This window comes from Streptomyces sp. NPDC001056 (assembly GCF_053598955.1).
The window spans coordinates 218,748-243,056 of the sequence record NZ_JBSFLI010000006.1 but is presented as its reverse complement, the minus strand read 5'-3'; the positions used below and the strand labels follow the sequence as shown (position 1 = coordinate 243,056).

The window sequence follows — 24,309 nt, the reverse complement described above, 5'->3', positions numbered from 1 at the left end:
GGGACCTACTCCCCCGGCCACTCCGGCTTGCGCTTCTCGTTGAAGGCCGCGACGCCCTCCGCGCGGTCGCCGGAGAAGGCCACCGAGCGCCACGCCGCGTCCTCGACCTCAAGCCCGGCGCGGAGGTCGAGCCCCTGGCCCAGCCGCAGCGCCCGCTTCGCCGCCCGCAGGCCCACCGGGGAATTGCCCGCGATCCGCGCCGCCAGCTCCAGGGCCTCCTCCCGGTCCCGGCCCTCCTCGACCACGTGGTCCACGAGCCCCATCTCACCGGCCTCCGCCGCCTCCAGCCGCCGCGCCGAGAAGACCAGCTCGGCCGCCTTCGCCGCGCCGACCCGCCGCGGCAGCAGCTGCGTACCGCCGCCGCCCGGGATCACGCCCACGGAGACCTCCGGCAGCCCCACCACGGCCGTACGGTCGGCCACGATCAGGTCGCAGGACAGCGCCAGCTCGAACCCGCCGCCCAGCGCGAACCCGTGCACCGCCGCGATCGTCGGCATCGGCAGCTCCAGCACCCCGGTGTACGCACCCCGCGCCACCGGCCGCTGCCGCATCAGGTCCGCGTCGCTGAAGGAGTTGCGCTCCTTCAGGTCCGCGCCGACGCAGAAAGCCCGTTCGTGCGACGACGTCAGGACGACCACCCGCGCGTCCCGGTCCGCCCCCAGCGCCGTACACGCGGCCGCGATCGAGCGGGCCATCTCCGTGGAGACGGCGTTCATCGCCTTGGGCCGGTCCAGGACCAGCTCCGCGACGTACCCGTGCCGCCGTACCAGCACGAACTCCCCGAACCGCGCCTCGCTCATCGCATCCTCCGGTACACGTGTTAACGCGGGTTAACCCCTGTCGGCCCGATCATCGCAGCCGCACCCGACCACAGGAAACCCCGAACCGCTACGCCCGTTCGAGTGACATCACGGCCGACTCGCCCCACATCACCCACACGAGCGCATAGCGTGCGCTGCGCGGTCGGGGGAGCGTGGGGGGAGAGACGACATGACAGCAACGCGTACCGCGAGGGACGCGACGGCACCGGCGGAGCCGAGCGGCGGCTGGTTCTTTGGCCTTCGCCGCGGACGGCACCGCAAACCCCGCCCCCGCGGGGCGTGGCTCGCCGCCTGCGGGCTCGTCCTCGGGGCCGGGGTGCTCGCCCTGGTCCGCCTGTCCCCGGAGTCCGGCGTCGGCGCCCCGGGGACCGCCGCGGCCGAACCCCGGCTCGACCCGGGCGGCGGGCTCGCGAGCGGCGGGACCAGGGACGGCGGACACGCGGGCGGCGGTCCCGCGGGTACGACCGCCACGGCCGTCGGCACGACGGGTCCCGGCGTGCCGCCCTCGGCGGCCACCGCCCTGGGCGGACGGAGTCCCGCACCGACGCCCACCGGGTCCGCGCCGACGGCCGGGTCCGCACCGACGCCCAGCGGCTCCGGACGCGCGGTGCCACCGGCGCCCGGGGAGAGCACGGCGCCGAGCGCCCCGCCTCGGCCCACGGCCACCGCGTCGGCGCCTCCCACGCCCACCTCGCACCCCGCCCCGCCGCCGGCACCCACACCGACCCCGAGCACCCCCGCGGCAGGGCCCGGCGGGCTCTGCCTGCCGATCATCGGCCTCTGTGTGGACCTGCTCGACGGCCACGGGGGGTGACGGACTACTGCTGCTGACCGTCCCTGCGGGTCAGCAGCCACGGTTCGACCACGCCGAGGCCGCGCACCGGGCGCTGCCACATCGGCTGGAGCGCGAAGCGGTACGCCGGCGGCTCCTCGCCCTCCTTCTCGGCGGCCGCCGCGGCCTCGGCCGCCTCCGCCTCCGAGACCGGCGCCTCGCCGGCGCGGATCAGCTCCTGGGCGAACGCGCTGTCCATCAGCACGGCGTCGCGCGGTGCTATGGAGGTCAGCCGGGAGGCGAGGTTCACCGTCGTGCCGAACACATCGCCCATCCGGGTGGTCACGGTGCCGAACGCCATGCCGACGCGCAGTTCCGGCATCGTCTCGTCGTGCGCCAGCGTCTCCACGAGGCGCAGCGCGATGTCGGCGGCCGTGCCCGCGTCGTCCGCGGCGAACAGGACCTCGTCGCCGAGGGTCTTGATGAGCCGGCCGCCGCGCGCGGCCACCAGGTCGGCGGCGGTGGTCTCGAAGGCCTCGACGAGTTCGCCGAGTTCCTCCTCCTCCATGCGCCGGGTCAGGCGGGTGAACCCGACGAGGTCGGCGAAGCCGACGGCGAGGCGGCGGTCGACCATCTCCTCGTCGTCCGCGGCCTGGACGACGCGGCCGGTGGCGGCGGCGAGCTGCCGGCGCCAGACGTAGACCAGGAACTCCTCCAGCTCCGGCAGCAGCAGCTCGACCAGGGGGTACGTCACCTCGGTGCGGGTCATGCCGGGCTCGGGGGGCTCGGTCAGGCCCTCCAGGAAGGAATCGATCTGCCACTCGGCCAACCGGGCGGTGGTCTGCCCGGTGGACCGGGCCACCTGCACGGCCATGGCCTCGCTGAGCAGGCCCGCCTCCACGAGACCGGCGAGGCGGCGCAGGGCGAGGACGTCGGCCTCGGTGAGGGCCTTGGCCTGGCCTATGTCCGCGAAGCCCATCGCCCGCCAGAAGCGGGACGCCAGCTCCATGGAGACGCCGGCGCTGCGGGCGGCCTGGAAAGGGGTGTAGCGGCGCTCGGCGCCCAGGATGAGCTGTTCGAGACGGAGCGCGAGCGGGTCCTCGCCGGAGTCGGCGGCGCTGGGGTCCGTCCGGTCCTGCTCGCCGGGGCCCGTGTCGTCGACGGTCACGCCTGCTGCCCTTCCGATCTGCCGCGGTCAGGTACGACCGGCCTCAACTCTACGGCAGGTGTGCGCCAGCTCACTCCGTCGGGTTCGGCCGAGGTCCACTTGCCCGTACCGGTCCGTGCGCCGGAGTCGGGGCCGACGTTCCGCGGGGGCCCGCGGTCCCCCGGCCCCCGCCAACAGCATGGGGGGCGCGCCCGCCGGGCGCACCTGCGGTCCGGCGGCCGGCCGGTCGCACGCACGCGGCGGAGCCGCCGGGCGATGCGGCCCCTGCCCCCCGCGGGGCGCCCGAGGCGCTGCCGGAGACCGTCGCGGCGCCCCGCTCGAAGGCCCGCCGAACACGGCCGCCGTCACGGAGAGGACGTGCCGCCGCACCCCGCGGCGCTCCGGCGGGCCCGCGTGTCGGCCGGTACGCGGGCCCTCGACCGGTACGCGGGCCCCCGGCCGGTCGCGGGCCCCCGGCCGGTACGCGGGCCCCCGGCCGGTACGCGGGCCCCCGGCCGGTACGCGGGCCCCCGGCCGGTACGCGGGCCCCCGGCCGGTCGCGGGAGGCCCGCGTCGAGTCCCGACGCGGGCCCCACCCCGCTCGGGTGCGGCCTCACCCCCGCCGTGAGCACCCGCGGCGGGGGCCCGCCGACCCGCCTCACCGCAACCCGACCACCGTCCTCACGGACCTGCGCGCCATCGCCCCCGCGCGGACGGGCCACCCGACCGACCCGCCGTCCCGGGGCGCGGCGCGACCGGCCGGCATCGCGCCGCGGCCGTACAACTGCGCGCACTCGGGCGAGCGGCCCCGGCCCGCCTGCCCCGAGCCGCGACGCCGTCACGGCCGGGCGCGCCGCCCGGAAGCCGCGCTCACGCCGGCCTCAAGTGCACGATGTCCCCCGCACCCACCGGCTCCCGCACCCCCTCGGACGTGGCGATGACCAGGCGGCCGTCGCCGTCGATGGCCACCGCCTCGCCGACGAGGTCGCGGTCGCCGGGCAGCTGCGCCCGCACCGTGCGGCCGAGCGTGGCGCAGCCGGCCGCGTAGGCGTCCTGGAGGCCGGACTCGGCGGGGTCGCCCGCGGCTGCGCGCCAGCGGCCGTACCAGTCCTCCAGGGAGCGCAGGACCGCCCGCAGCAGCGGGTCGCGGTCCGTGGTCACCGCCCCGGCCAGCAGCAGCGAGCCCGCCTGCGGGACCGGCAGTTCCTCCGCGCGCAGCGAGACGTTGAGGCCGAAGCCGATGACCACGCCGTCGTCGCCGGCCCGCTCCAGGAGGATGCCCCCGGCCTTGCGCTCCTCCCCGCCGACCGTCACCAGCAGGTCGTTCGGCCACTTCAGCGCCGTGTCGACGCCCGCCGCCCGCGCCAGCCCCGTCGCCACCGCGACCCCGGTGAGCAGCGGCAGCCACCCCCAGCGGGCGACCGGCACCTCCGCGGGCCGCAGCAGGACGGAGACGAAGAGACCCGAGCGCGGCGGAGCCGTCCAGCGGCGGTCCAGGCGGCCCTTCGCGGCCGTCTGCTCCTCCGCCACCAGCACCGTGCCCTCGGCCACCGGACCGGCCGCGGCGCGCGCCACGAGGTCGTTGTTGGTGGAGCCGGTGCGCTGCACCACCTCCAGCTCGGACCACAGCCCGCCCTCGCGTACCAGCGCGCGGCGCAGGGCGGCCGCGTTCAGTGGCGGGCGGTCCAGATCGGACCACCGGCCGGCGTTGTCGTCTGCTGCATCTCGGGGCGTCATGCAAGCCACCCTAGGTGTGGCAAACGCCGCAGTGCTGATCGGTAGGCCCAGCACTACTCTACGAACGAGTAACCGTCCCCCCTTTTGAGCAGGCAGGGAGCCGCATCCCGATGTCCGAGCCGGAAGAGCGTCACGAGATCCAAGGGATCGACATTCACACGACCGCGGGCAAGCTCGCGGATCTTCAGCGGCGCATTCACGAGGCGACGCACGCCGGCTCGGAGCGCGCCGTCGAGAAGCAGCACGCGAAGGGCAAGCTGACCGCCCGCGAGCGGATCGAACTCCTCCTGGACGAGGATTCGTTCGTCGAGCTCGACGAGTTCGCCCAGCACCGCTCCACCAACTTCGGTCTGGAGAAGAACCGGCCCTACGGCGACGGTGTCGTCACGGGTTACGGCACCGTGGACGGCCGTCCGGTCGCCGTCTTCTCCCAGGACTTCACCGTCTTCGGCGGCGCCCTGGGCGAGGTGTACGGCCAGAAGATCGTCAAGGTGATGGACTTCGCCCTGAAGACCGGCTGCCCGGTCATCGGGATCAACGACTCCGGCGGCGCCCGGATCCAGGAGGGCGTCGCCTCGCTCGGCGCCTATGGCGAGATCTTCCGCCGAAACACCCACGCCTCCGGAGTCATCCCGCAGATCTCCCTGGTCGTCGGCCCCTGCGCGGGCGGCGCGGTGTACTCCCCGGCCATCACCGACTTCACGGTCATGGTCGACCAGACCTCGCACATGTTCATCACCGGACCCGACGTCATCAAGACCGTCACCGGCGAGGACGTGGGCTTCGAGGAGCTGGGCGGCGCCCGGACCCACAACGCCGTCTCCGGCGTGGCCCACCACATGGCCGGGGACGAGAAGGACGCCATCGAGTACATCAAGCAGCTGCTGTCGTACCTGCCGTCCAACAACCTCTCCGAGCCCCCGGTCTTCCCGGAGGAGGCGGATCTCACGGTCGGCGACGAGGACCGCGAGCTGGACACCCTCGTCCCGGACAGCGCCAACCAGCCGTACGACATCCGCACGGTCGTCGAACACGTCCTGGACGACAGCGAGTTCTTCGAGACCCAGGCCCTGTTCGCGCCGAACATGGTCACCGGCTTCGGCCGGGTCGAGGGCCACCCGGTGGGCGTCGTCGCCAACCAGCCGATGCAGTTCGCGGGCTGCCTCGACATCGACGCCTCCGAGAAGGCCGCCCGCTTCGTGCGCACCTGCGACGCCTTCAACCTGCCGGTGCTCACCTTCGTGGACGTGCCCGGCTTCCTCCCGGGCGTCGGCCAGGAGCACGAGGGCATCATCCGGCGCGGCGCCAAGCTGATCTACGCCTACGCCGAGGCCACCGTCCCGCTGATCACCGTGATCACCCGCAAGGCCTTCGGCGGCGCCTACGACGTGATGGGCTCCAAGCACCTGGGCGCCGACCTCAACCTCGCCTGGCCCACCGCCCAGATCGCCGTCATGGGCGCCCAGGGCGCGGTCAACATCCTGCACCGGCGCACCCTCGCCGAGGCGGCCGCGAGCGGCGAGGACGTGGAGGCCGTGCGGGCCCGGCTGATCCAGGAGTACGAGGACACGCTCCTCAACCCCTACGTGGCGGCCGAGCGCGGCTACATCGACGCGGTGATCATGCCGTCCGACACCCGTGCCCACATCGTCCGGGGCCTGCGTCAGCTGCGCACCAAGCGGGAATCCCTGCCCCCGAAGAAGCACGGCAACATCCCCCTCTAAGGCCCCGCCGACCGACAGGAGCCGACATGACGATCAAGGTCGTACGAGGCAACCCGACCCCCGAGGAGCTGGCCGCCGCCCTGGCGGTGGTCCGCGTCCGCGCCGCGGCGGCAGCGGCCGCGCCGCCCGGCGCGCAGGGCCCGAAGGACGCGTGGGCCGACCCGGCCCGCATCGCCTCCGCCCGCGTGCCCCAGGCGGGCGCGGCGGCTTGGACCCGCACGTACTGGCCGAGCTAGGCCGTCGCGGCCTCGGGGCCGCGCGAGGCCGGGGGCCGACTTGAGTACCCGTACTCAGGCGGCCCCGACGGCCGGGCCCCACGCTGGGGGCATGCTTTGGTCAGACCCGGACGACGAACCGCCGAAAGAGCTGCGCGACGCGCAGGACATGCTGCGGCGGCTCGGCGTCCTCATGGCCGTGGCCGTGACCGCGGCCATGGTCGTGGCCGCCCTGGCGGGTCTGCGCTGAGCCCACCGGCGTCCGCCCCGAGCCCACCGGCAGGTGATTCGCGCCCGCTCGCGAACGGGTGACTAACCTGACCGCATGACCGCAACGCGCCGCAGGCGACTCGTGCTCGCCTCCCAGTCCCCCGCCCGCCTCGGCCTGCTCCGGCAGGCGGGCCTCATGCCCGAGGTCGTGGTGAGCGGGGTCGACGAGGACGCCGTCACCGCCCCCACCCCCGCAGAACTGGCGCTCGCCCTGGCCGAGGCGAAGGCGTCGGTCGTGGCGGCGCTGCCCGAGGTGCAGGGCGCCCTGGTGATCGGCTGCGACTCGGTGCTGGAGCTGGACGGGCACGCGCTCGGCAAGCCCGCGGACGCCGAGGAGGCCACCGCCCGCTGGAAGTCGATGCGCGGCCGGGCCGGCGTCCTGCAGACGGGGCACTGCGTCTGGGACACGGAGGCCAAGCGCTACGTCTCGGCGACCGCCTCCACGGTCGTACGGTTCGGCGAGCCCAGCGACGAGGAGATCGCCGCGTACGTGGCCTCCGGCGAGCCCCTGTACGTCGCGGGGGCGTTCACCCTGGACGGCCGTTCGGCGCCGTTCATCGAGGGCATCGACGGCGATCACGGCAATGTGATCGGCATCAGCCTGCCCCTGGTGCGCAAGCTGCTGGCGGAGCTGGGCGTCGGCATCACGGAGCTGTGGGCACCGGCCGGGTGAGCCGCTCGGGGACGGCGTCCCGCGGCTCGTCGTCGCCGTCCTGCGGCTCCGCCGGACGCCCGGCGGCCGGTTCACCCGCCGGGGCGGCGGAGGCGTCCACCGGCTCGTCCGCGCCCCTCGGGTCGCCGCCCGTCCCGCCGCTCGCGCCGGGGGCGGCCTCGGCGGGGCCGCCGTCGCGGTCGTACGACACCAGGAGCAGCACCAGGAGCGCCAGCACCACGACCATGGCCACGAAGGCCGTCGGGCCGACCAGGCCCCAGGCGAAGGCGCCCAGCAGGCCGTGCACGACCGCCGCGCTGATCAGCACGACGCGCCCGAAGCCGGCGGGGGCGCGGTCGCGGACCGCCACCAGCAGGGCGACCAGGGCGCACAGCGCGAAGTAGAGGCCGAAGACCACGCCGCCGATCTTCGAGGACATCGACATCAGGTGCGGGTCCAGGCCGGCCATGGACATCTTCTGGCGCTCCACGACCACACCGAGGAACCAGTTCAGCGCCCCGATGCCGAGCGCCTCCACGAGGAGGACGACGGCCACCACCCACGCCACGGTTCTGCGCACCATCGGCCCCACCCATCCCTCGGTTACCCACAGTACGTCCGGACAGGGCGAACGCTACTAACGGGTAAACCAGGGGACAAGGGTTCGTGCGCCAGCAAAGAATCATTGGGCCATTCGTAGGGACTCGACAAAGAAACCGAGTGGGCCGCAGCACGCCCTTACAGAGACCTTGACCACATGGCGGGGCTAGGGTTTTCCGGAGGAGTCCTGCGTAGCAAGGTGCGACGTGGGATTTCGCGCCCCAGCGAGCCACGCATCACGCTCCGTGTGGGCAAGCTCACCATTGGGGACGGGTCGAAGAGCCGTGTCGGCTGTCCCTAAACTCGGCTTGTTTCAAGGAGGGAGCCTCAATCGTGCGCAAGGTGCTCATCGCCAACCGTGGCGAAATCGCTGTCCGGGTGGCTCGGGCTTGCCGGGACGCCGGTATCGCGAGCGTTGCCGTCTACGCGGACCCGGACCGGGACGCTCTGCATGTCCGTGCTGCGGATGAGGCGTTCGCCCTGGGCGGTGACACCCCGGCCACCAGCTATCTGGACATCGACAAGGTCCTGAACGCGGCCCGGGAGTCCGGCGCGGACGCCATCCACCCGGGTTACGGCTTCCTCTCGGAGAACGCCGACTTCGCGCAGGCCGTGCTCGACGCCGGCCTGATCTGGATCGGCCCGCCGCCGCAGGCCATCCGCGACCTGGGCGACAAGGTGGCGGCCCGCCACATCGCCCAGCGCGCCGGCGCGCCCCTGGTGGCCGGTACCCCCGACCCGGTCTCGGGCGCCGACGAGGTCGTCGCCTTCGCCGAGCAGCACGGTCTGCCGATCGCCATCAAGGCGGCGTTCGGCGGTGGCGGCCGCGGTCTGAAGGTCGCCCGCACGCTCGAAGAGGTGCCCGAGCTGTACGACTCCGCGGTGCGCGAGGCGGTCGCCGCCTTCGGCCGCGGCGAGTGCTTCGTGGAGCGCTACCTGGACCGTCCGCGGCACGTGGAGACCCAGTGCCTGGCGGACAAGCACGGCAATGTGGTCGTCGTGTCCACCCGTGACTGCTCGCTGCAGCGCCGCCACCAGAAGCTCGTGGAGGAGGCCCCGGCGCCGTTCCTCTCCGACGAGCAGGTCGCCGAGCTGTACCGCGCCTCCAAGGCCATCCTCAAGGAGGCCCACTACGAGGGCGCGGGCACCTGCGAGTTCCTGGTCGGCCAGGACGGCACGATCTCCTTCCTGGAGGTCAACACCCGTCTCCAGGTCGAGCACCCGGTGACCGAGGAGGTCGCCGGCATCGACCTGGTCCGCGAGATGTTCCGCATCGCCGACGGCGAGGAGCTGGGGTACGGCGACCCGGAGCTGCGCGGCCACTCCTTCGAGTTCCGCATCAACGGCGAGGACCCGGGCCGCAACTTCCTGCCCGCCCCCGGCACGGTCACCACGTTCGCCCCGCCGTCCGGCCCGGGTGTCCGCCTGGACGCCGGCGTGGAGTCCGGCTCGGTCATCGGTCCGGCGTGGGACTCGCTGCTCGCCAAGCTGATCGTCACCGGCCGCACCCGCAAGGAGGCCCTGGAGCGGGCCGCGCGCGCTCTGGACGAGTTCCAGGTCGAGGGCATGGCCACCGCGATCCCCTTCCACCGCGTGGTGGTCCGGGACACGGCGTTCGCCCCCGAGCTGACCGGCTCCACCGAGCCGTTCAAGGTCCACACCCGCTGGATCGAGACCGAGTTCGTCAACGAGATCAAGCCCTTCGCCGCCCCGGCCGACGTCGAGGCGGAGGAGGACGCGGGTCGCGAGACCGTGGTCGTCGAGGTCGGCGGCAAGCGCCTGGAGGTCTCCCTCCCGTCCTCGCTGGGCATGTCCCTGGCCCGCACCGGCCTCGCGGCGGGCGCCAAGCCCAAGCGCCGCGCCGCCAAGAAGTCCGGCCCCGTCGCCTCCGGCGACACCCTCGCCTCCCCGATGCAGGGCACGATCGTCAAGGTCGCGGTCGAGGAGGGCCAGGAGGTCAAGGAGGGCGACCTGGTCGTCGTCCTGGAGGCCATGAAGATGGAGCAGCCCCTGAACGCCCACAAGGCGGGCACGATCAAGGGTCTGTCCGCGGAGGTCGGCGCGTCCATCACGTCGGGCGCGGCCATCTGCGAGATCAAGGACTGAGGTCCGCGGTAGGACACCTGTTCGGCCCCTGGTGCGTTCGCGCCGGGGGCCGACTCGCGTCGGGGCCCGGGGAGGGCGCTCGTCGCTGCCGTGGGTGGGCCGCAGGGGGCCGCTCTCGCTGCCGTAGGTCGGCCACAGGGGGCCGCTCTCGCTGCCGTGAGACGGCCACAGGGGCCTCGGAGCGGTCCCCCGCCCCTCGGCGCCACGGACCGCCCGCCAGGGCACTCACCGCGCCCTCACGCCCCTCCGGCGGGCCCGGTCGACCGATCCGCCCATGCGGCTCGTCGCCGTGACCACTCTCCCGGGCGCCCGCGCGGCCCCGGCCGCCCGGTCGCCGAGGAGCCCCTGCCCGCACCCGGCCCACCGGACGCACCCGTCGACCGAGCGGGCTCCGGTGTCAGCGGCGGCGGAGGTCGGCGACCCGTGCCCGCTCCGACGTGGCCGGCTGGTCGGACAGGGCCGGGGCCGGGCGCAGGGTGCCGGCGGGGAGTTGGCTCCGGCGTGGTCCCGGCAGCTGGGCGCGGCGGGCCGACGGGACCTGGTCACCCCCCGGGCTTCCGTTCGCCCCGGCCACGGCGATCTGCACCCCCTGGTCGGCGAGGGCCTGCAGCTCCGTGGCGGCGCGATCGTCGTGGGCGGGCGGTTCGTCGGTGACGAGGCGGGTGATGAGATCCGTCGGCACGGTCTGGAACATCGTGTCGGTACCCAGCTTGGTGTGGTCGGCGAGGACCACGACCTCCGCGGCGGCCTGCACGAGGGTGCGGTCCACCGAGGCCGAGAGCATGTTGGAGGTGGACAGGCCGCGTTCGGCCGTGAGGCCGCTCCCGGACAGGAACGCCTTGGACACCCGCAGCCCCTGGAGGGACTGTTCGGCGCCGGAGCCGACGAGCGCGTAGTTGGAGCCGCGCAGGGTGCCGCCGGTCATGACGACCTCCACCCGGTTGGCATGGGCCAACGCCTGGGCGACCAGCAGGGAGTTGGTGACCACCGTGAGGCCGGGCACGCGGGCGAGCCGGCGGGCCAGCTCCTGCGTGGTCGTACCGGCACCCACCACGATCGCCTCGCCCTCTTCGACGAGGCCGGCGGCGAGATCGGCGATCGCCGTCTTCTCGGCGGTCGCGAGGTGCGACTTCTGCGGGAAGCCGGACTCCCGGGTGAAACCACCCGGCAGTACCGCACCGCCGTGCCGGCGGTCGAGGAGTCCTTCCGCCTCCAGTGCCCGCACGTCCCGCCGTACGGTCACTTCGGAGGTCTGGACGACGCGGGCGAGCTCACGGAGCGACACGGCACCGTTCGCTCGCACCATTTCGAGGATCAGTTGGCGACGTTCAGCAGCGAACACGAAACTGACAGTAACCCCAGCGACCGTCTGCTTTCAGCAGTTTGCGCCGATTAACAGAAGTTGTTCGCATGCCGGAACCCGAAGTGGTATAGGACCTGCCCGGGACCTGTCCACCCCGACTATGCCATCCGCATGTACGGCAACCCCCCGCGACCAGCGGGAAGTTGCCGCAGGTCATCAACCCTCGGCGCTCGCCTTGCGGGTGTGCAGCTGCCGCGCGACCTCCGCGATCGACCCCGAGAGGGAGGGGTACACCGTGAACGCGTTCGCGATCTGTTCGACCGTCAGGTTGTTGTCGACGGCGATCGAGATGGGGTGGATGAGTTCCGAGGCGCGCGGCGCGACGACCACGCCGCCGACGACGATGCCCGTGCCCGGCCGGCAGAAGATCTTCACGAAGCCGTCCCGGATGCCCTGCATCTTGGCGCGCGGGTTGCGCAGCAGGGGCAGCTTGACGGCCCTGGCGTCGATCTTGCCCGCGTCCACGTCCGCCTGCGTGTAGCCGACGGTGGCGATCTCGGGGTCGGTGAAGACGTTGGAGGAGACCGTCTTCAGGTTCAGCGGGGCCACCGCGTCGCCGAGGAAGTGGTACATCGCGATACGGCCCTGCATGGCGGCGACGGACGCGAGCGCGAAGACGCCGGTCACGTCACCGGCCGCGTAGACGCCGGGGGCGGTCGTGCGGGAGACCTTGTCGGTCCAGATGTGCCCGGAGTCGCGCACCTTGACGCCGGCCTCCTCCAGACCGAGGCCCGCGCTGTTCGGGATGGCGCCGACGGCCATGAGGCAGTGGGTGCCGGTGATGACCCGGCCGTCCGCGAGCGTGACCTCGACCCGGTCGCCGACGCGCTTGGCGGACTGCGCGCGGGAACGGGCCATGACGTTCATGCCACGGCGACGGAAGACGTCCTCCAGGACGGCGGCGGCGTCCGGGTCCTCGCCGGGCAGCACGCGGTCGCGGGAGGAGACGAGGGTGACCTTGGAGCCGAGGGCCTGGTAGGCGCCGGCGAACTCGGCACCGGTCACGCCGGAGCCGACCACGATCAGCTCTTCGGGCAGCTCGTTGAGGTCGTAGACCTGGGTCCAGTTGAGGATGCGCTCGCCGTCGGGCTGGGCGTCGGGCAGCTCGCGCGGGTGCCCGCCGGTGGCGATGAGCACGGCGTCGGCGGTGAGGGTCTCCTCGGTGCCGTCGGCGGCGGTGACGACGACCTTCCTCGACCCGTCGAGGGCCTGCATGCCCTCCAGGCGTCCGCGCCCGCGCATGACCCGCGCGCCGGCGCGCGTCACAGAGGCGGTGATGTCGTGCGACTGCGCCAGCGCGAGCCGCTTGACCCTTCGGTTGACCTTGCCGAGGTCCACACCGACGACGCGGGCGGCCCGCTCCAGGGGCGGGGTGTCGTCGGCGACGATGATCCCGAGTTCCTCGTACGACGAGTCGAAGGTCGTCATGACCTCGGCCGTAGCGATAAGGGTCTTCGACGGCACGCAGTCGGTCAGCACCGACGCGCCGCCCAGACCGTCGCAGTCGACGACGGTCACCTCCGCACCGAGTTGCGCGGCCACCAGCGCCGCTTCATATCCGCCGGGTCCGCCACCGATGATCACGATCCGAGTCACGTACCCCATTGTCCCGCACGCCTCAAGATGCGACTGCCCGGGGGGAGCGGGAGCCTCCCGACGTGCGGCGACGTACGTTCACCGCATGCCGGATCGCGCATCCCGACCGGTGGCCCGATGAGCGGCTGGTGGGCCTCCCTGGAGGAGCGGACACGGGCGGAGGCCGACGCGGAGACCGGGTCCGGCGTGCTTCCCCGGACCCCGTCGACTGCCCCTCGCCCGCGTCCCGCGCGGCGGCCCTCCCGGGCCGGCCGGTCGCCGTCGAGGACCTCTGGGGCGGCGGCACGGTCCACGACCGGTTCGTCCTGCCGGTCGCGGTCACGGACGATCCGCCCGGGGAGGGGCATCTGGCGACCGTCCACCACCCGGCCGGGGCCACCGGGACCCCCGGCCACCGAGGCGGGCAGGGCCCTCGCCGACCACCTCGGGGTGCCGTTCCGCTTCGCCTCCCCGGACACCCCCGGCGGCGAGGCCCCGCGCGGGCGGGAGACCCGGTGGCACCGGGCCGCGGCCGCTCAGGGGCGCCCCGGGGCTCTCTTCCGGGGCGCGTAAGAGGGGTGGGGGCGCTGCCGTAACCTCTCCCCATGTCGCTTTATGCCGCCTACGCCGGCAACCTCGACGCCCGGCTGATGGCCCGCCGCGCCCCGCACTCCCCGCTGCGCGCCACGGGCTGGCTGAACGACTGGCGGCTGACCTTCGGGGGCGAGCTGCTCGGCTGGGAGGGCGCGCTGGCGACGCTCGTCGAGGAGCCGCTGGCCCAGGTGTTCGTCGGCCTGTACGACATCGCGCCCATGGACGAGGAGTCACTCGACCGCTGGGAGGGCGTGGACCTCGGCACGTACCGCCGGATCCGCGTCCGCGTGCACACCCTGGACGGCGAGAAGGCGGCCTGGACCTACGTCCTCGACGACTACGAGGGCGGCCTTCCGTCGGCCCGCTACCTGGGTGAGATCGCCGACGCCGCGGAGTCCGCCGGCGCGCCCCACGACTACGTGATGGAGCTGCGCAAGCGCCCCTGCTGACCGGCGCACGCCTGCGGCGACCACCGATTACCCGCGGTAATCCATCGTCGGAAACGACAAGACAACGATCCCGATCCGGTGAGGTCTGTCATCTACGCGCGTAGGCGAGAAGCGGCTACCCTCGTCCACGTGAACGCATCTCTTCTTCCGGACGACATCCAGGGCGATCCCCACGCCGCCGCCGACGCCGCCGCCGCGCGCCTGCGCGAACTGACCGGCGCCGAGACCCACGACGTCGCCCTCGTGATGGGCTCCGGCTGGGCTCCGGCCGTCGACGCCCTGGGCGCACCCGACGCGGAGTTCCAGGTCACCGAGCTGCCCGGCTTCCCGCCGCCGGCCGTCGAGGGGCACGGCGGCAAGATCCGCTCGTACTCCTTCGGTGACAAGCGGGCCCTGGTCTTCCTGGGCCGTACCCACTACTACGAGGGCCGCGGCGTCGCCGCCGTCGCGCACGGCGTGCGTACGGCCGTCGCCGCCGGCTGCAAGACCGTGGTGCTCACCAACGGCTGCGGCGGTCTGCGCGAGGGCATGCGCCCCGGCCAGCCGGTGCTCATCAGCGACCACATCAACCTCACGGCCACCTCGCCGATCGTGGGCGCGAACTTCGTCGACCTGACCGACCTGTACTCGCCCCGACTGCGCGCCCTGTGCAAGGAGGTCGACCCCTCCCTGGAGGAGGGCGTCTACGCGCAGTTCCCCGGCCCGCACTACGAGACTCCGGCCGAGATCCGCATGGCCCGCGTCATCGGCGCGGACCTGGTCGGCATGTCCACGGTCCTGGAAGCCATCGCCGCGCGCGAGGCCGGCGCGGAGGTCCTCGGCATCTCCCTCGTCACCAACCTCGCGGCCGGCATGACCGGCGAACCCCTCAACCACGAGGAGGTCCTCCAGGCCGGCCGCGACTCGGCCGCCCGGATGGGCACCCTGCTGGCCCAGGTCCTGGGCAAGCTGTAGCCCCGCCCCGGGGACCCGGAGGCGGGGGGCTTCCGGGGGACCGCGGCGGGGTGCGGGTGCGACCCGGCCGGGTGGCGCGCGTGATCCGGACAGGTGCCGGAGGACGCGGGCCGTCCGACCGGCCGCCCGCCCCGTCGGCCATCGGCCAGTCCGGTGGACGCACTCGGGACCGGGTGGCACGCGTGATCCGGCCGGCTGACAAATGGCGCGGGGCACCCGCTCGACCGTCGGGCACCTCGGGCGAATCCGGTCGGCCGTCAGGCGGCTCGGGCGATCCAGCCGGCCGTCAGGCGGCTCGGGCGATCCGGCCGAGCACCGGGGAGATGAGCGACCCGGCCGGCCGGCGGACGGTTCGCATGGTCCGGCCGGACCGCGGGGTCGGTTCGGCCGGGTGCCATGCGGCTCTCGGGCGGCCCCGGGGCCCGGGCGGTCGGACCGGTCGTGTGACCGGCTCGGCGCCGGTCGCGCGGGTGGCCTCCAGGACGCAAGGGCGGCCTCCAGGGCCCGCGGGTCCGCCGGACGGCCCGGTCGAGCGCCGGGCGGCACGCGTGGTCCGGCCGGAATGCCGAGTGGCCGGTCGGTCGTCGGAGCGCGGCGGTACGAGCGGTGCCGGGCGAGCCGCCCACCGCGGCCGCACGGGCGGGCCGCCGCGCGCCAACGGGTACGGGGCACGACGGCCAACCGCTGTATCCGCACGGGCGCGGTCCTCGCGGCAACGCGGACCCCGCGCCCGCCAGGAACTGGACGCCCTCCCCGCGGCGGCGTGGGCGTGGCGCGCCCCTCACCACGACGCGGGCGCGCCACCCATGACAGCGTGCCCCCCATGACGCGGGCGCCCCGTCCACGACCTCGTGGGCGCCGCCCCTCCCCCACCGCCGGCACACCCGACCTACCGCCACCACCCCACCACCACGCCCCACCGCCCGCCTCCCGGCCGACCGAGTCGGGTGGGAGGCGGGCGGCAGAACGGCAAACACAGGAGAGGTTGATCCCAAGGTGCACGATCTGATCGCGCGGGCCGACGCATGGCTCGCCGAGGACCCCGACCCGGACACCCGCGCCGAACTCGCCGGACTGATCGACGCCGGCGACGAGAAGGAGCTGGCGGCACGTTTCGCCGGCACGCTCCAGTTCGGCACCGCAGGGCTGCGCGGCGAACTCGGTGCCGGCCCGATGCGCATGAACCGCAGCGTCGTCATCCGCGCCGCCGCCGGTCTCGCCGCGTACCTGAAGAAGAACGGCACCCCCCACGGGGGCACCGGCGCCGGCCTCGTCGTCATCGGTTACGACGCCCGCCACAAGTCCGCCGACTTCGCCCGCGACACCGCCGCCGTGATGACCGGCGCCGGCCTGCGTGCCGCCGTGCTCCCCCGTCCGCTCCCCACCCCCGTGCTCGCCTTCGCGATCCGGCACCTGGGCGCGGTCGCGGGCGTGGAGGTCACCGCCAGCCACAACCCGCCCCGGGACAACGGCTACAAGGTGTACCTGGGCGACGGCTCCCAGATCGTGCCCCCGGCCGACGCGGGAATCGCCGCCGAGATCGCCGCGATCACCTCCCTGAACGACGTGCCGCGCCCCGAGGAGGGCTGGGAGATCCTGGACGACGCGGTCCTGGACGCCTACCTCGCCCGTACCGACGCCGTACTGGCGGACGGCTCCCCCCGCACCGCCCGCACCGTCTACACCGCCATGCACGGCGTCGGCAAGGACGTCCTGCTCGCCGCCTTCGCCCGCGCAGGCTTCCCCGAGCCCGTGCTGGTCGCCGAACAGGCCGAGCCCGACCCGGACTTCCCGACCGTCGCCTTCCCCAACCCGGAGGAGCCGGGCGCGATGGACCTGGCGTTCGCCCGGGCCCGCGCCACCGACCCCGACCTGGTCATCGCCAACGACCCGGACGCCGACCGCTGCGCGGTGGCCGTCAAGGACGGCGGCGAGTGGCGCATGCTGCGCGGCGACGAGGTCGGCGCGCTGCTCGCCGCCCACCTGGTGGGCCGCGGTGCGCGGGGCACCTTCGCGGAGTCGATCGTCTCCTCCTCCCTGCTCGGCCGGATCGCCGAGCAGGCGGGGCTGCCGTACGAGGAGACGCTCACCGGCTTCAAGTGGATCGCCCGCGTCGACGGCCTGCGCTACGGCTACGAGGAGGCACTCGGCTACTGCGTGGACCCCGAGGGCGTGCGCGACAAGGACGGCATCACCGCGGCCCTCCTGATCACCGAACTGGCGTCCCGGCTGAAGGAGGAGGGCCGCACCCTCCTCGACCTCCTGGACGACCTCGCCGTCGAGCACGGCCTGCACGCCACCGACCAGCTGTCCGTGCGCGTCCAGGACCTCTCCCTGATCGCCGACGCGATGCGCCGCCTGCGCGAGCAGCCCCCGAGCCGGCTCGCGGGCCTGGCCATCACCCGGGCCGAGGATCTGACCAAGGGCACGGAGACGCTGCCGCCGACGGACGGTCTGCGCTACACCCTCGACGGCGCCCGCGTCATCGTCCGCCCCAGCGGCACCGAGCCCAAGCTGAAGTGCTACCTGGAGGTCGTCGTACCGGTCCCGGACCGCGCCGCCCTGCCGGCCGCCCACACCCGCGCGAAGGACCTCCTGGCGGCCGTCAAGCGCGACCTCTCCGCGGCCGCCGGCATCTGAAACCACCGCAGCCACCGCAAAGGCCAGGGGCACCCCCGGATTCCCGATCCAGGGGTGCCCCTTGTCCGTGACAGCGCCTTCTCAGCCGCCCGTCACCAGCAGGATCACCAGCAGCACGGCCCCCGCCACCGTCGGCGCCGCCACCTCGTAGGCCCAGCGGATCGTCGTCCCGCCCTGGGCGGACTCCGCCGAGCCGCGCCGGTCCAGCAGGTCGCGCAGATCGTCCATGACCTTGTCGCCCTCCGCCCGGGTCGGCCCGACGGAGTCGGCGCTGCGTGCCGTGAGCCCGCCGAAGCCGAGGCCCCTGGCGCCGAGCCCGGCACCGTCCGACGCCGACCGCCGCGCCGCGCTCGCCGCCCGCCGCTCGGCCTTCTTACGGGCGCGCAGCGACACGGGAACAGCCCACAACTGGTACTTCGCGCCGGACTTGGTGCACACCTCGTTGGTGAAACCGGAGCGCAGCGCCTCGACCTCGCCCCACGGCACGGTGATCACCCGGTACGGGTTGCGGATCCGCAGCCGGTCCTCGTTGGCGAACACCGCCGGGCGCAGCGTGAAGGCGATCACCAGCGGAATGACCAGGATCATCGTGGCCAGCGCGAGCCACGGGGTGCGGCCGTGGCCCTTGAACAGCGCGTCGAAGCCCAGCCAGGCGACGACCGCGAGCAGCAGCACGCCGCCCGCGAGCCCCATGGGCGAGCGGTAGATCCGGTCCTTCACGGTGGGCACCGGGGGCTGCGAAGCGGTTGGCTTGTGGTCCGGGGACGTCATGGCCCTGATTGTGCATGACGACCGCGCGACGGCCGCCATGTCCCCCGGGACCCGTACGCATCCGTGATCTCCCGCTCCCCGCTCCCCGGCCCCGCACCGGGGCCGAAGGCCGGACCGGGGAGCACCCCGGAAACCGCCCCGGGGCTGTACAGCCGCTACGCGCGTAGATATGCTCGTCTGGTGACCATGCCCACCACTGCACCCCCCGCACATGCGCTTGCCGACGTCACCGCGTCCGACAGTTCGCTGCGCCGCTTCCTGCACGGGCTGCCCGGCGTCGACGCGGTCGGCCTGGAGGCGCGCGCCGCGTCGCTCGGTACCCGTTCCATCAAGACCACCGCGAAGGCCTACGCCATCGACCTCGCCATCTCGATGGTCGACCTGACGACGCTGGAAGGCGCGGACACCCCGGGCAAGGTCCGGGCGCTCGGCGCCAAGGCCGTCCACCCCGACCCGACGGACCGTACGAGCCCGACCACGGCCGCGGTCTGCGTCTACCCGGACATGGTGGCCGTCGCGAAGGAGGCGATCACTGCCGCCGGCGGAGCTCCGGCCGTCAAGGTCGCCTCGGTCGCCACCGCCTTCCCGGCCGGCCGTGCCGCGCTCGACGTGAAGCTGGCCGACGTGCGGGACGCCGTCGCCGCGGGCGCCGACGAGATCGACATGGTCATCGACCGCGGCGCGTTCCTCGCGGGCAAGTACCTGAAGGTGTACGACGAGATCGTCGCCGTCAAGGAGACCTGCGGCACGAGCGCACGGCTGAAGGTCATCTTCGAGACCGGCGAGCTGTCGACGTACGACAACATCCGCCGCGCCTCCTGGCTCGGCATGCTCGCGGGCGCCGACTTCATCAAGACCTCGACGGGCAAGGTCGCCGTCAACGCGACCCCCGCCAACACCCTGCTGATGCTGGAGGCGGTGCGCGACTTCCGCGCCCAGACCGGCGTCCAGGTCGGCGTGAAGCCGGCCGGTGGCATCCGCACCAGCAAGGACGCCGTCAAGTTCCTCGTCCTGGTCAACGAGACCGCGGGCGCGGACTGGCTGGACAACCACTGGTTCCGCTTCGGCGCCTCCTCGCTGCTGAACGACCTGCTGATGCAGCGCCAGAAGCTGGCCAGCGGCCGTTACTCCGGCCCCGACTACGTGACGGTGGACTGAGACCCCATGGACATGGAAATGCTGTCATCCGCATTCGAGTACGCACCGGCACCCGAGTCCCGCTCCGTCGTGGACATCGCGCCGTCCTACGGCCTGTTCATCGACGGCGAGTTCACCGAGGCTTCCGGCGGCAAGGTCTTCAAGACCGTCTCGCCGTCCACCGAAGAGGTGCTGTCGGAGGTCGCCGACGCCTCCGAGGAGGACGTCGACCGCGCCGTCAGGGCCGCCCGCAAGGCCTTCGAGAAGTGGTCCGCGCTGCCCGGTTCCGAGCGCGCCAAGTACCTGTTCCGCATCGCCCGGATCATCCAGGAGCGCAGCCGCGAACTGGCCGTCCTGGAGACGCTGGACAACGGCAAGCCGATCAAGGAGACCCGCGACGCGGACCTTCCCCTGGTCGCCGCCCACTTCTTCTACTACGCGGGCTGGGCCGACAAGCTCGACCACGCCGGCTTCGGGGCGAACCCGCGGCCGCTCGGCGTGGCCGGCCAGGTCATCCCCTGGAACTTCCCGCTGCTGATGCTGGCCTGGAAGATCGCCCCGGCGCTCGCGACCGGCAACACGGTCGTCCTGAAGCCCGCCGAGACCACCCCGCTGTCCGCCCTGTTCTTCGCGGACATCTGCCGCCAGGCGGGCCTGCCCAGGGGCGTCGTCAACATCGTGACCGGTGACGGCCGTACCGGCGCCTCCCTGGTCGCGCACCCGGACGTGAACAAGGTCGCGTTCACGGGCTCGACGGCGGTCGGCAAGGCGATCGCGCGGGCCGTGGCCGGCACGCGCAAGAAGCTCACCCTCGAACTCGGCGGCAAGGGCGCGAACATCGTCTTCGACGACGCCCCGATCGACCAGGCCGTCGAGGGCGTCGTGAACGGCATCTTCTTCAACCAGGGCCAGGTCTGCTGCGCGGGCTCCCGCCTCCTCGTCCAGGAGTCGGTCCAGGACGAGCTGCTGGACTCCCTGAAGCGCCGCCTTTCCACGCTGCGCCTGGGCGACCCGCTGGACAAGAACACCGACATCGGCGCGATCAACTCCGCCGAGCAGCTGGCCCGGATCACCGCGCTGGCCGAGGCGGGCGAGGCGGAGGGCGCCGAGCGCTGGTCTCCGTCCTGCGAACTGCCGGGTGCCGGCTACTGGTTCGCGCCGACGCTCTTCACGAACGTCACCCAGGCCCACACCATCGCCCGCGAGGAGATCTTCGGCCCGGTGCTGTCGGTCCTCACCTTCCGCACCCCGGACGAGGCGGTCGCCAAGGCGAACAACACGCAGTACGGCCTGTCGGCGGGCATCTGGTCCGAGAAGGGCTCCCGCATCCTGGCCGTCGCGAGCAAGCTGCGCGCCGGTGTCATCTGGTCCAACACGTTCAACAAGTTCGACCCCACCTCGCCGTTCGGCGGTTACAAGGAGTCGGGCTTCGGCCGCGAGGGCGGCCGCCACGGCCTGGAGGCGTACCTCGATGTCTGAGAAGACCGAGAAGACCGAGCGACTCTCCGTCTTCAAGACCTACAAGCTGTACGTCGGCGGGAAGTTCCCGCGTTCCGAGAGCGGCCGGGTGTACGAGGTGACCGACGCGAAGGGCAACTGGCTGGCCAACGCTCCCCTGTCCTCCCGCAAGGACGCCCGGGACGCGGTGGTCGCGGCACGCAAGGCGTTCGGCGGCTGGTCGGGCGCGACGGCGTACAACCGCGGTCAGGTCCTGTACCGCGTCGCGGAGATGCTGGAGGGCCGCCGCGAGCAGTTCGTGCGCGAGGTGGCCGAGGCGGAGGGCCTGTCGAAGTCCAGGGCCGCGGCCGTCGTGGACGCGGCCGTCGACCGCTGGGTCTGGTACGCGGGCTGGACCGACAAGATCGCCCAGGTGGTCGGCGGCGCGAACCCGGTCGCGGGTCCATTCTTCAACCTGTCCTCGCCGGAGCCGACGGGCGTGGTGGCCGTACTGGCCCCCCAGGAGTCGTCGTTCCTCGGCCTGGTCTCGGTCCTCGCCCCGGTGATCGCCACCGGTAACACGGCGGTCGTGGTGGCGAGCGAGAAGTCCCCGCTCCCCGCCCTCTCCCTGGCCGAGGTCCTGGCCACCTCCGACGTCCCCGGCGGCGTGGTGAACATCCTCTCCGGCCGCACGGCGGAGATCGCCGCCCCGCTCGCCGCCCACCAGGACGTCAACGCGATCGACCTCGCGGGCGCCGACGAGGCCCTGGCGAAGGAGCTGGAGATCGCGGCGGCCGACAACCTGAAGCGCGTCCTGCGTCCCCAGGCTGTGGATTACTCCGGGACTCCGGGAACCGAACGCCTGACGGCCTTCCTGGAGACGAAGACGGTCTGGCACACGACGGGCGCGCTGGGCGCCGCCGGTTCCTCGTACTGAGCCCGGTCCCCCGGCAGGCCGGGAGCCGCGTCCCCTCCCTCGGGGGCGCGGCTCCCGGCGTCGTGGCGGCTCGCCCGGAGAAGCCGCCGGGGCCCCGGCCGCCGCCTCTCCGTCCGGCGGTCACGCGCAGGGCCGGGTGAAGGCGAGATCGGGTACGTACATGCGCCACTCGTCGCCGGTGAGACGTCCGGCCGTGGCGCGGCAGATCTGCCGGACGGCCTGATCGGGACTCATGGGCACCAGGTGGGCGATGCGGTCGGCATTGGTCGCCAGGGCGTCTCCGTCGGGGCTGAATCCGAGTGCCGTGGTCCATCCCAGGCTCGTCAAGGGGCTGCCGAAGGGCTTCGCCGCCCTGCCGTCCGTGACGTCCCACAGGCGTATGGTGCCGTCCTCCCCCGCACTGGCGAGAATCCTGCCGTCCGGACTGAAGGCGACCGAGTCGACGCTCTGGACGTGCTGCGTCAGCGGGGCGCCCGCCGGGACGGGCTTCCTCGGGTTCCCGATGTCCCACAGCCGCACGGTGCCGTCGAAGCCTGCACCGGCCAGCAGCTTCCCGCCGGGGTGGAACGCGATGGACTGTATTTCCTGTTCGGGCCGGGAGGGCGTGCCGAGGAGGGTGGGGCGGTCCGGGTCGGTGACGTCCCACAGGCCGACCGTCAGATCACCGCCGGGTTTCCGGCTGATCGTGCCGAGAACGGTTCCGTCCGGACTGAAGACGGCTTCGTCGGCATCCCACGACAGCGGTTTCCCCCGGGGAGCGGCACGCCGGAGGTCCGATATGTCCCATAGCGTCACTCCGTCGGAGCCCGCAGTGGCCAGTGTCCTGCCGTCCGGGCCGAAGGCGACCGAGTCGGTGATCCCGCCGTGGTCGATCGCCCCGTCGATGAGTCGCGGCTCGGCGGGGTGCGTGATGTCCCACAGCTCTGTCCCGTTGTCGCCGCCGACGGCCAGGGTGCGGTCGTCGGGGCTGAAGGCGGCCGACCAGGCTTCCGGGCCGACGGGGTCGGGCCGCCGGGGGCCGCTGACGCCGGGCGGGTCGAGGGCCCTGCCCACCGGGACGGGGTCGCCGGCGTCCGTGGTGTCCCACAGTCCCCTCACCCACGCCCACCCCCCAACAACCCCAGCACCTGCCCCACCACCGGCACCGCCCCCACCGACTCCGCCTCCGCGATCGGGGCCGTCAGCGTCTGGGTGCCCACCGGCTTGAAGTCGGCGATCCGGGTGCCCACTCCGTTGGCGAGGGGATCGACGCCGGTGCCCGCCAGGGGGTTGGGCTTGATGCCGGCGATCGGTCCCGTGGCGTAGCCGAGCGTGCCGGTGAGGGTCGTGAGCCCCGCCTTGGGGTCGATGTCGCCCAGGGGGGTCGCGCGCAACGGCACGCGCGCGAGCGGGGCGTCCGTGTCCGCGTGGGCCGTCGCCGCGCCCGCGCCCAGCGCCGCGCCGGCGGTCAGGAGGGCGAACAGGGCACGGCGCGCGGTGGGGTACTGGTTCTTGCTGTGTCGGGCCATCACTGGTGTCACCTTCAGGTGCGCAGGGTAATGATGTCGCGACACAGGGTAGTTGAGAGGTGGCCCGCGCTTCAAAAGCGAACCGCGGGGTCGGCAGGCCGCACTCCATGCGTCAAACTGGTGTTCCGTGAGCATTCATCCCCCGTCCCCCGCCCGTGTCGTGCTGCTGTGCGGCCCCTCGGGTTCGGGCAAGTCCCTGGTCGCCGCCCGTTCCGGGCTGCCCGTCCTGCGCCTGGACGACTTCTACAAGGAGGCCGACGACCCGACTCTGCCCCTGGTGGAGGGGAGTTCGGACATCGACTGGGACCACCCGGGCTCGTGGGACGCGCAGGTCGCACTCGACGCCATCGCCCGGCTGTGCGCCACGGGTTCGACGCCGGTGCCGGTGTACGACATCGCGCTCAGCGCCCGTACCGGCGAGGAGACGCTGCGGCTCGACCGCACCCCGCTGTTCATCGCGGAGGGCATCTTCGCCGCGGAGATCGTCGAACACTGCCGGGAACTCGGCCTGCTCGCCGACGCGCTGTGCCTGAACCGCGGGGCGGTCACCACCTTCCGGCGGCGCTTCGCGCGCGACCTGAAGGAGGGCCGCAAGTCGGTGCCCTTCCTGCTGCGCCGCGGCTGGCGGCTGATGCGCGCGGAACGCGCCATCGTCGCCCGCCAGGTGTCCCTGGGCGCCCACCCGTGCGACCGGGACGAGGCCCTGCGCCGCCTCGCGGTGGCCGCCTGGGCCGGCGAGTACACCACCACGGAAGCGGAGCGGTAGCGCCGGGCAAACAGCGGAGAGGGGTCGGCCGGACCCCCGGTCCGGCCGACCCCTCTCCGTTTCCTCCCCCGTGTTTCCCCCGCGTTCCCCCGTATCTCTCCCCCACGGGCCACCACCCCCACAGCGGTTCCCCG

General features: G+C 73.4%; 22 protein-coding genes. 13 read left to right on the top strand and 9 right to left on the bottom strand.

Annotation, left to right across the window (positions count from 1 at the left end; genetic code table 11):
* Positions 1–5: 5 nt before the first annotated feature.
* A complete protein-coding gene (locus ACWDD7_RS10360; protein ID WP_351878858.1) occupies positions 6–800 on the bottom strand; it encodes an enoyl-CoA hydratase/isomerase family protein in 795 nt (264 codons plus the stop codon).
* Positions 801–990: 190 nt separating this feature from the next.
* Here ACWDD7_RS10360 and ACWDD7_RS10355 point away from each other — a divergent pair, with 190 nt between their 5' ends.
* On the top strand, positions 991–1,635 hold the full coding sequence (locus ACWDD7_RS10355) for a hypothetical protein (RefSeq protein WP_450457023.1): 645 nt from the start codon (positions 991–993) through the stop codon (positions 1,633–1,635).
* Positions 1,636–1,639: 4 nt separating this feature from the next.
* Here ACWDD7_RS10355 and ACWDD7_RS10350 read toward each other — a convergent pair whose 3' ends face one another.
* Positions 1,640–2,761: an adenylate/guanylate cyclase domain-containing protein gene (locus tag ACWDD7_RS10350; protein WP_351878864.1), complete on the bottom strand. Its 1,122-nt coding sequence runs from the start codon at positions 2,759–2,761 to the stop codon at positions 1,640–1,642.
* Between the two features lie 849 nt (positions 2,762–3,610).
* Positions 3,611–4,477, bottom strand: coding sequence for a biotin--[acetyl-CoA-carboxylase] ligase (locus tag ACWDD7_RS10345; protein WP_351881604.1), 867 nt, complete (start codon positions 4,475–4,477; stop codon positions 3,611–3,613).
* Between the two features lie 110 nt (positions 4,478–4,587).
* On the opposite strand from ACWDD7_RS10345, the gene ACWDD7_RS10340 reads away from it, so the two are divergent.
* The 4 genes from ACWDD7_RS10340 to ACWDD7_RS10325 all read left to right on the top strand — a co-directional run bounded on the left by ACWDD7_RS10340 (position 4,588) and on the right by ACWDD7_RS10325 (position 7,359).
* Complete coding sequence (locus ACWDD7_RS10340) at positions 4,588–6,201, top strand: acyl-CoA carboxylase subunit beta (RefSeq protein ID WP_351881607.1); 1,614 nt, start codon at positions 4,588–4,590, stop codon at positions 6,199–6,201.
* 26 nt (positions 6,202–6,227) lie between these two features.
* Complete coding sequence (locus ACWDD7_RS10335) at positions 6,228–6,437, top strand: acyl-CoA carboxylase epsilon subunit (protein WP_450457022.1); 210 nt, start codon at positions 6,228–6,230, stop codon at positions 6,435–6,437.
* 91 nt (positions 6,438–6,528) lie between these two features.
* The gene (mmpB, locus tag ACWDD7_RS10330; RefSeq protein WP_351877123.1) at positions 6,529–6,666 is read left to right on the top strand and encodes a morphogenic membrane protein MmpB; all 138 of its coding nucleotides are present in this window, start codon (positions 6,529–6,531) and stop codon (positions 6,664–6,666) included.
* A gap of 75 nt (positions 6,667–6,741) precedes the next feature.
* On the top strand, positions 6,742–7,359 hold the full coding sequence (locus tag ACWDD7_RS10325; RefSeq protein ID WP_351877122.1) for a Maf family protein: 618 nt from the start codon (positions 6,742–6,744) through the stop codon (positions 7,357–7,359).
* On the opposite strand, the gene ACWDD7_RS10320 is transcribed toward ACWDD7_RS10325, so the two are convergent.
* Positions 7,331–7,921: a hypothetical protein gene (locus ACWDD7_RS10320; RefSeq protein ID WP_450457021.1), complete on the bottom strand. Its 591-nt coding sequence runs from the start codon at positions 7,919–7,921 to the stop codon at positions 7,331–7,333. The genes ACWDD7_RS10325 and ACWDD7_RS10320 overlap by 29 nt on opposite strands.
* A 350-nt stretch (positions 7,922–8,271) precedes the next feature.
* Between ACWDD7_RS10320 and ACWDD7_RS10315 the strand changes: the two genes are divergently transcribed.
* Positions 8,272–10,044, top strand: coding sequence for an acetyl/propionyl/methylcrotonyl-CoA carboxylase subunit alpha (locus ACWDD7_RS10315; protein WP_392215587.1), 1,773 nt, complete (start codon positions 8,272–8,274; stop codon positions 10,042–10,044).
* A gap of 397 nt (positions 10,045–10,441) precedes the next feature.
* Here ACWDD7_RS10315 and ACWDD7_RS10310 read toward each other — a convergent pair whose 3' ends face one another.
* Complete coding sequence (locus ACWDD7_RS10310; RefSeq protein ID WP_450457020.1) at positions 10,442–11,386, bottom strand: DeoR/GlpR family DNA-binding transcription regulator; 945 nt, start codon at positions 11,384–11,386, stop codon at positions 10,442–10,444.
* A gap of 177 nt (positions 11,387–11,563) precedes the next feature.
* Positions 11,564–13,012, bottom strand: a complete 1,449-nt coding sequence (locus ACWDD7_RS10305) for an NAD(P)H-quinone dehydrogenase (protein ID WP_351877118.1) — start codon at positions 13,010–13,012, stop codon at positions 11,564–11,566.
* 575 nt (positions 13,013–13,587) lie between these two features.
* Between ACWDD7_RS10305 and ACWDD7_RS10300 the strand changes: the two genes are divergently transcribed.
* From ACWDD7_RS10300 to ACWDD7_RS10290, 3 genes are all read left to right on the top strand, one after another.
* Positions 13,588–14,025: a gamma-glutamylcyclotransferase gene (locus ACWDD7_RS10300; RefSeq protein ID WP_351877117.1), complete on the top strand. Its 438-nt coding sequence runs from the start codon at positions 13,588–13,590 to the stop codon at positions 14,023–14,025.
* 129 nt (positions 14,026–14,154) lie between these two features.
* A complete protein-coding gene (locus tag ACWDD7_RS10295; RefSeq protein ID WP_351877116.1) occupies positions 14,155–14,979 on the top strand; it encodes a purine-nucleoside phosphorylase in 825 nt (274 codons plus the stop codon).
* A 996-nt stretch (positions 14,980–15,975) separates the two neighbouring features.
* Positions 15,976–17,619 carry a phospho-sugar mutase gene (locus ACWDD7_RS10290; protein ID WP_392215589.1) on the top strand — a complete coding sequence of 548 codons (1,644 nt, stop codon included), beginning with the start codon at positions 15,976–15,978 and terminating at the stop codon, positions 17,617–17,619.
* A gap of 81 nt (positions 17,620–17,700) precedes the next feature.
* On the opposite strand, the gene ACWDD7_RS10285 is transcribed toward ACWDD7_RS10290, so the two are convergent.
* Positions 17,701–18,390, bottom strand: coding sequence for a PH domain-containing protein (locus ACWDD7_RS10285; RefSeq protein WP_450457019.1), 690 nt, complete (start codon positions 18,388–18,390; stop codon positions 17,701–17,703).
* A 186-nt stretch (positions 18,391–18,576) separates the two neighbouring features.
* On the opposite strand from ACWDD7_RS10285, the gene deoC reads away from it, so the two are divergent.
* From deoC to ACWDD7_RS10270, 3 genes are read left to right on the top strand one after another with little or no spacing between them, the layout of a single operon-like run.
* Positions 18,577–19,548, top strand: a complete 972-nt coding sequence (deoC, locus tag ACWDD7_RS10280) for a deoxyribose-phosphate aldolase (protein WP_450457062.1) — start codon at positions 18,577–18,579, stop codon at positions 19,546–19,548.
* A gap of 21 nt (positions 19,549–19,569) precedes the next feature.
* Positions 19,570–21,006, top strand: a complete 1,437-nt coding sequence (locus tag ACWDD7_RS10275) for an aldehyde dehydrogenase family protein (protein ID WP_450457061.1) — start codon at positions 19,570–19,572, stop codon at positions 21,004–21,006.
* Positions 20,999–21,901, top strand: coding sequence for an aldehyde dehydrogenase family protein (locus tag ACWDD7_RS10270; protein ID WP_450457018.1), 903 nt, complete (start codon positions 20,999–21,001; stop codon positions 21,899–21,901). The genes ACWDD7_RS10275 and ACWDD7_RS10270 overlap by 8 nt, the downstream gene beginning before the upstream one ends.
* A 120-nt stretch (positions 21,902–22,021) precedes the next feature.
* Here the strand turns inward: ACWDD7_RS10270 and ACWDD7_RS10265 are convergent, their stop codons facing one another.
* Together ACWDD7_RS10265 and ACWDD7_RS10260 are read right to left on the bottom strand one after the other, a co-directional pair.
* The gene (locus ACWDD7_RS10265; RefSeq protein ID WP_450457017.1) at positions 22,022–22,999 is read right to left on the bottom strand and encodes a WD40 repeat domain-containing protein; all 978 of its coding nucleotides are present in this window, start codon (positions 22,997–22,999) and stop codon (positions 22,022–22,024) included.
* Entirely contained in the window at positions 22,996–23,409 is a 414-nt protein-coding gene (locus ACWDD7_RS10260) for a hypothetical protein (RefSeq protein ID WP_351877110.1), read from the bottom strand. The genes ACWDD7_RS10265 and ACWDD7_RS10260 overlap by 4 nt, the downstream gene beginning before the upstream one ends.
* Before the next feature lie 127 nt (positions 23,410–23,536).
* Here ACWDD7_RS10260 and ACWDD7_RS10255 point away from each other — a divergent pair, with 127 nt between their 5' ends.
* Positions 23,537–24,175, top strand: a complete 639-nt coding sequence (locus tag ACWDD7_RS10255; protein ID WP_450457016.1) for a uridine kinase family protein — start codon at positions 23,537–23,539, stop codon at positions 24,173–24,175.
* The last annotated feature ends 134 nt before the right edge of the window (positions 24,176–24,309 follow it).